5 protein-coding genes and 1 pseudogene are annotated in these 5,520 nt (G+C 70.7%); 3 read left to right on the top strand and 3 right to left on the bottom strand.

The annotated features are described in order from the left end of the window. From ABT367_RS40510 to ABT367_RS40500, 3 genes and pseudogenes are all read left to right on the top strand, one after another. Positions 1–650, top strand: a pseudogene (locus tag ABT367_RS40510) (glycosyl transferase); the annotation flags it as partial. A gap of 93 nt (positions 651–743) precedes the next feature. After that, positions 744–2,360, top strand: coding sequence for an MFS transporter (locus tag ABT367_RS40505; protein ID WP_352258875.1), 1,617 nt, complete (start codon positions 744–746; stop codon positions 2,358–2,360). An 84-nt stretch (positions 2,361–2,444) separates the two neighbouring features. Further along, complete coding sequence (locus ABT367_RS40500) at positions 2,445–3,218, top strand: TetR/AcrR family transcriptional regulator (protein ID WP_352258873.1); 774 nt, start codon at positions 2,445–2,447, stop codon at positions 3,216–3,218. Between the two features lie 95 nt (positions 3,219–3,313). Here the strand turns inward: ABT367_RS40500 and ABT367_RS40495 are convergent, their stop codons facing one another. The 3 genes from ABT367_RS40495 to ABT367_RS40485 all read right to left on the bottom strand — a co-directional run. Continuing rightward, positions 3,314–3,775, bottom strand: coding sequence for a PPOX class F420-dependent oxidoreductase (locus ABT367_RS40495; protein ID WP_352258871.1), 462 nt, complete (start codon positions 3,773–3,775; stop codon positions 3,314–3,316). 10 nt (positions 3,776–3,785) lie between these two features. Further along, positions 3,786–4,604: a YceI family protein gene (locus ABT367_RS40490; RefSeq protein ID WP_352258869.1), complete on the bottom strand. Its 819-nt coding sequence runs from the start codon at positions 4,602–4,604 to the stop codon at positions 3,786–3,788. 190 nt (positions 4,605–4,794) lie between these two features. Continuing rightward, positions 4,795–5,520 (bottom strand): MSCRAMM family protein (locus tag ABT367_RS40485; RefSeq protein WP_352258867.1); only part of this gene is annotated, 726 nt, incomplete at its 5' end.

The raw sequence follows: 5,520 nt of genomic DNA, 5'->3' as shown, positions 1-5,520 counted from the left end.
CGGGCGGGCGGGTCGGGCCGGGTGGTGGTCCCGGCGGCGGCCCTGAAGGCGGCGGTCCCGCGGGCGGTGGGCGAGGTGGGATGCAGCCACCTGGTCAGCAGGGCAACGGACAGCAGGGTGCCCCTCGGCAGGGCAACGGACAGCAGGGTGCCCCTCGGCAGGGCAACGGACAGCAGGGTGCCCCTCAGCAGGGCAACAGCCAGACCCAGCCCGGCGGCATTCCGGGCGGCGGCGCCCTGCGCGAAGGCGGCCCGGGGGGCGGTATGGGCGGCGGCATGGGCGGTCTCCTCAACGGAGCGAACGTCGACGCCGAGACCAAGGCCGCACTCCTCGAGAACGCCGAGGACTACACCTGGGTCGCCGCCGCCATCGGCTCCCAGAACCAGGCCAGTTACCAGCTCGCCACCGAGCGCCCGGTGATGTCCATCGGCGGCTTCAACGGCAGCGACCCGTCCCCGACGCTCGCGCAGTTCAAGCGGTACGTGGCGGACGGGAGGATCCACTACTTCGTGGGCGGAGGCATGGGTGGCGGCGGAATGGGCGGCGGGAACGGCACCGCAGCCCAGATCTCCGAGTGGGTCCAGGACAACTTCGAGCAGGTCACGGTGGGGGACAGCACCCTGTACGACCTGACCGAGGCGAAGGGCTAGCCCAGTCTGACGCAAACTCGCTGTACACCGTAGAAGAACCTCTTGTACGGTGTACGGGACCGTTCCCGTACACCGTACAAGGAGTCCTGTCCCATGACGGCCCCGACCGCCGACCAACCCTCCGGAGCCGGAGCCATCACCGGAGGCCACCCGCAGCGCTGGCTGATCCTCGGCGTCATCTGCCTGGCCCAGCTCACCGTGCTGCTCGACAACACCGTCCTGAGCGTGGCGATCCCCTCGCTCACCACGGAGCTCGACGCGTCCACCGCCGACATCCAGTGGATGATCAACGCGTACTCGCTCGTCCAGTCCGGCCTGCTCCTCACGGCCGGCAACATGGCCGACCGCTACGGCCGCAAGAAGCTGCTCGCCCTCGGGCTCGCGCTGTTCGGCATCGGGTCGCTGTGGGCCGGACTCGCGGACTCCAGCGGCCAGTTGATCGCCGCACGCGCCGGTATGGGCATCGGCGGCGCGCTCCTGATGACCACCACGCTCGCCGTCGTGATGCAGATCTTCGACGAGAGCGAGCGCGTCAAGGCCATCGCCCTGTGGGCCACGGTCGGCTCGCTCGGCTTCGTCTGCGGACCGCTCGTCGGCGGGTTCATCCTGGAGCACTACTGGTGGGGCGCGATCTTCCTGATCAACATCCCCGTCGCGCTCATCGGCCTGGCCGCCGTGATCAAGCTGGTGCCCGAGTCCAAGAACCCGCAGGGCGACAAGCCCGACCTCATGGGCGCGCTGCTCTCCACCATCGGTATGTCCTCGGTGGTCTTCGCGATCATCTCCGGGCCCGAGCACGGCTGGTTCTCCGCGCAGGTCGGGGTCTCCGCCCTGGTGGGTGTGGTGTTCCTCGGTGCCTTCGCGCTCTACGAGCTGCGCATTCCGTATCCGATGCTGGACATGCACTTCTTCCAGAACCCGAAGTTCATCGGCGCGGTCTCCGGTTCGCTGCTCGTCGTCTTCGGTATGGGCGGCTCACTCTTCCTGCTGACCCAGCACCTCCAATTCGTCCTCGGATACGAGCCGTTGGAGGCCGGTCTGCGGATGGCGCCCCTCGCGCTGACCGTGGTGGCCCTGAACGTCACCGGCATCGGGCCGAAGTTCCTGATGAAGCTGGGCGTGCCGAAGACCGTGCTGCTCGGCATGACCGTGGTCGCCCTCGGCCTCGCCTCCATCGCGCTGCTCGGCGGCGGCACCGACGGCAGTTACTGGGGCATGCTGCTCGGCCTGTTCCTGTTCGGCCTCGGTCTCGCGGTCGCCCAGCCCGCCATGGCCAACGCGATCATGAGTGCCATCCCGGCCGAGAAGGCGGGCGTGGGCGCGGGCATCAACGGCACCCTCGCCGAGTTCGGCAACGGTCTCGGTGTGGCCGTGCTCGGCGCGGTGCTCAACGCCCGTTTCGCGGCGCTCGTCGCCGTCACCGCCAGTTCGCTGCCGGCCGCGCTCGCGGCCGCCAAGAGCGCCGGTGAGCGGGCCGAGATCCAGGACGCCTTCGCCACCGGTCTGCAGACCAGCCAGCTGGTCGGCGCCATCGCGGTCTTCCTCGGCGGTCTGCTCGCGGCGGCGCTCCTGCGCCGGGCCGAGCTGGCGGGCGGCGGACCCGCGGTGCCGGCTCAGTCCGGTCCCCTGGACAAGGCGGACGCGGACAAGGCGGACGCGGACAAGGCAGAGGCGGACAAGGCGGACGACGGTGCGGCTCAGGCAGGCTAAGTAGCATCGAGTACGGCGGACCGGACCGGGTTGTTCCGGTCCGGTCCGCCGCACCCACCCTCGTAACGGACAAGAAGGTGCGTCATGGTCAGGGCAGCCGAGCGGGCCAAGCACCCTGCGACCTCCAGCATCTGGCTGGACAGCGAGCGAGCGGCCCGTCAGCGCAGGGACGGCCAGCCGGACGGGCTCGATCGCGACAAGATCGTGGAGACCTCCCTGCGGATGCTGGACGCCGAAGGGCTTCCGAAGTTCTCCATGCGCAAGCTGGCCGCGGAGCTGAACGTCACCGCGATGTCCGTCTACTGGTACGTGGACACCAAGGACGACATTCTCGAACTCGCCCTGGACGCCGCCTTCAGCGAGGTGGAGCTGCCCGATCCGGACCGGGCCGTGTGCTGGAAGGACGATCTGCGGGCGCTCGCCGAGTCGTACCGGGCCATGCTGGTGCGGCACACCTGGGCCGCCGCGATCCTCAACACGTATCTCAACATCGGACCGAACGCGCTCCAGGTCGCACGGTCCATCCAGGACATCGCGATCGCGACGGGACTGCCGCCCGCGGGGCAGGCGGGTGCGATCACCGCGGTCTTCCAGTTCGTGTACGGCTTCAGTACGACGATGGGGAACTTCCAGCGCAGGTGTGACGAGTCCGGGGTCACCCAGGACGAGTACTACGCGCAGGCCATGGCCGCCTTCCAGAAGGACCCGGAACTCATGGACACCATGGAGCGCTCCAAGCCGATCATCGAGGCGCGGGGCGGTTCCACGGTCGCGGAGATGTGGACCCGGGACTTCGCGTTCGGGCTCGATGTGCTGATCACGGGGATCGAGGCGATGGTGGCGCGCGCCGAGGCGTGACGGTCAGGGGTGGCGCGCACCGAGGCGTGACGGCCAGGGGCGGCGCGCCGAGGCGTGACGGTCAGGGGTGGCGCACCGACGCGTGAACCCCGTCGCTACGCGAGCCGCGCCGGGAACCCGCCGGTCGCCACCGGCCCCCATCGCTCCGGCGTGACCCGGATGATCGACTTGCCCTGCTCGACCATCGCCTCGCGATACTCGTCCCAGTCCGGATGCTCACCGGAGATGTTGCGGAAGTACTCCACGAGCGGCTCCACCGATGCGGGGGAGTCGATCACCTCGGCGGTCCCGTCGATCTGCACCCACGGCCCGTTCCACTCGTCGCTCAGGACGAGCACGCTGACGCGCTCGTCCCGCTTGGCGTTACGGGTCTTCGCGCGCTCCGGATACGTGGACATCACGATCCGGCCGGAGTCGTCGACACCGCAGGTCAGCGGGGATGCCTGCGGGCTCCCGTCCTGGCGGCGGGTGAGCAGGATCGCCCGGTGCCGTGGGCGTACGAAATCCAGCAACTGGTCGAGGTCGACACGGGTGTTGGTCGCGATGCTTCTGGCCATACGGCCCAGCCTAGGCGCCGACGGCCCCGTCCTCGCGTACCAGCTGGATGTCCAGCTCCACCCGCAGCGTCGCCCCGATCGCCGCGACCCCGGCCTGCACGATCTGGTTGTAGTGCATCGCGAAGTCCTCGCGGTGCAGGGTCGCGCTCGCGCGGAAACCGGCCCGCAGCCCGCCCCACGGGTCGGCGCTCGTGCCCGAGTACGTGAGTTCAAGGGGGACTTCGCGGGTGACGCCGCGCAGCGTGAGCGTGCCGTCCACCGTCCACCTGCCGGGCGCGGTCTCGCGTACCGACGTACCGCGGTAGACGAGCGACGGGTGCTGCTCGACGTCGAGGAAGTCGGGGGAGCGCAGATGCTTGTCGCGCAGCGCGTTGCCGGTGTCGATGGAGTCGGCGATCAGCGTGGCCTCGACCGTCGAGGAACGGACGTCGGGCGCGATCTCGATGGTCCCGCCGAACTCGGTGAACCGCCCGTGCACGCTGGAGATCCCCAGATGCTGCGCGACCGCGGCCACCGTGGAGTGCGCCGGGTCGATGGACCAGCGTCCGGGCGGCGGGAGTTCGGCCCCGCCCTGCCGGGTGAGCGCGATCGTGCCGAGCTCGGCCCGGCCGCTCGCGGTGACCAGAGCGGTCGCGGCGTGCGGCGCGTAGCCGACGGCCGTGACGATCGCGGTGTACGGGCCGGGGGCCAGGACCTCTGACGTCCGTACGGCACCCTCCGCGTCCGCACCCGCTCTGAGCACCTGCTCGCCGCGCATGTCCGTCAGCGTCACCACCGCGTGCTCGACCGCCCAGCCGTCGCCGGTCCGGATCCGCGCCGTCACTCCCACAGCCAACTCCCCTTGCATGGATGCCTGTTCAGGCAATGGATGCCGGTCAAGGCACCAGAAGCAATCGGGGCCCGGCGGGCCGTCCCCTGCCCGCCGAGCCCCCTTTCCCAGTCCGTGCCCCGGTCCCTGCCTCCGCTAGGAGCAGGGACCGGGGAACGTGGGTCCTGAACTACCCGTTCCCGTACGCGCGTTACGCGTCGGGGTGGGTCAGCTCGATGTCCTGCCCGTCGACCCCGCGGCCCGCGACCGTGAGGGCCATCGCGGCCGGCGGATAGCCGGTGGCCATCAGCGTGTACTCGCCGCCGTCCAGATCGGCGAAGGCGTAGGCCCCGTCCTCGCCGGTCGTCGCGGTCGCGACCACATTGCCCGCGCCGTCCACCAGCGTGACCCGCGCGTCCTTCAGCGGACCGCCGCCGGCGAGCACACGGCCGCCGACCCGGGCCCCGGAGTGCAGCGCCACCTCGATCTGCGTGACGCCCTGTCCGGCCACCTCGACGGGGAGCGCGACGGGACGGTGCCCGGGGGCGTTCACCGCGACGGTCACCGCACCCGGCACCAGCTCCGCGAAGCCGAACTCGCCCTGCTCACCGCTGAGTCCGGTGGCAAGGACATCGCCGCGCACATCGGTCACGACGACCATCGCACCGGCGACCGGCTCACCGCCCTCGGCGGCGAGGACGACTCCGGTGAGCCCGCTCGTACCGCTGAGCAGCAGGTCGTACGAGAGCGGGCCTTCGCCCACGACGACCGTGGCGGCCTGCGGCTGGAAGCCGTCGGCGGACGCGATCAGGACGTACGAGCCGGGGCCCGGAGCGTCCACGCTGTACGCGCCGTCTGCCTGCGCGATCGTCCGGCCGAGCTGCCGTCCCGCGAGCGAGATCAGCGTGACGGCCGCGCGGGGCACGGGGGCCTGGTC

This window comes from Streptomyces mesophilus, assembly GCF_040300965.1.
GTDB classification, from domain to species: Bacteria; Actinomycetota; Actinomycetes; order Streptomycetales; family Streptomycetaceae; genus Streptomyces; species Streptomyces mesophilus_A.
This window is presented reverse-complemented; position numbering and strand designations above follow the sequence as displayed.

Coding starts and splice junctions, on each gene's coding strand:
- ABT367_RS40500 (WP_352258873.1), top strand. CDS start 2,445: ATGGTCAGGGCAGCCGAGCGGGCCAAGCACCCTGCGACCTCCAGCATC.
- ABT367_RS40505 (WP_352258875.1), top strand. CDS start 744: ATGACGGCCCCGACCGCCGACCAACCCTCCGGAGCCGGAGCCATCACC.
- ABT367_RS40495 (WP_352258871.1), bottom strand. CDS start 3,775: ATGGCCAGAAGCATCGCGACCAACACCCGTGTCGACCTCGACCAGTTG.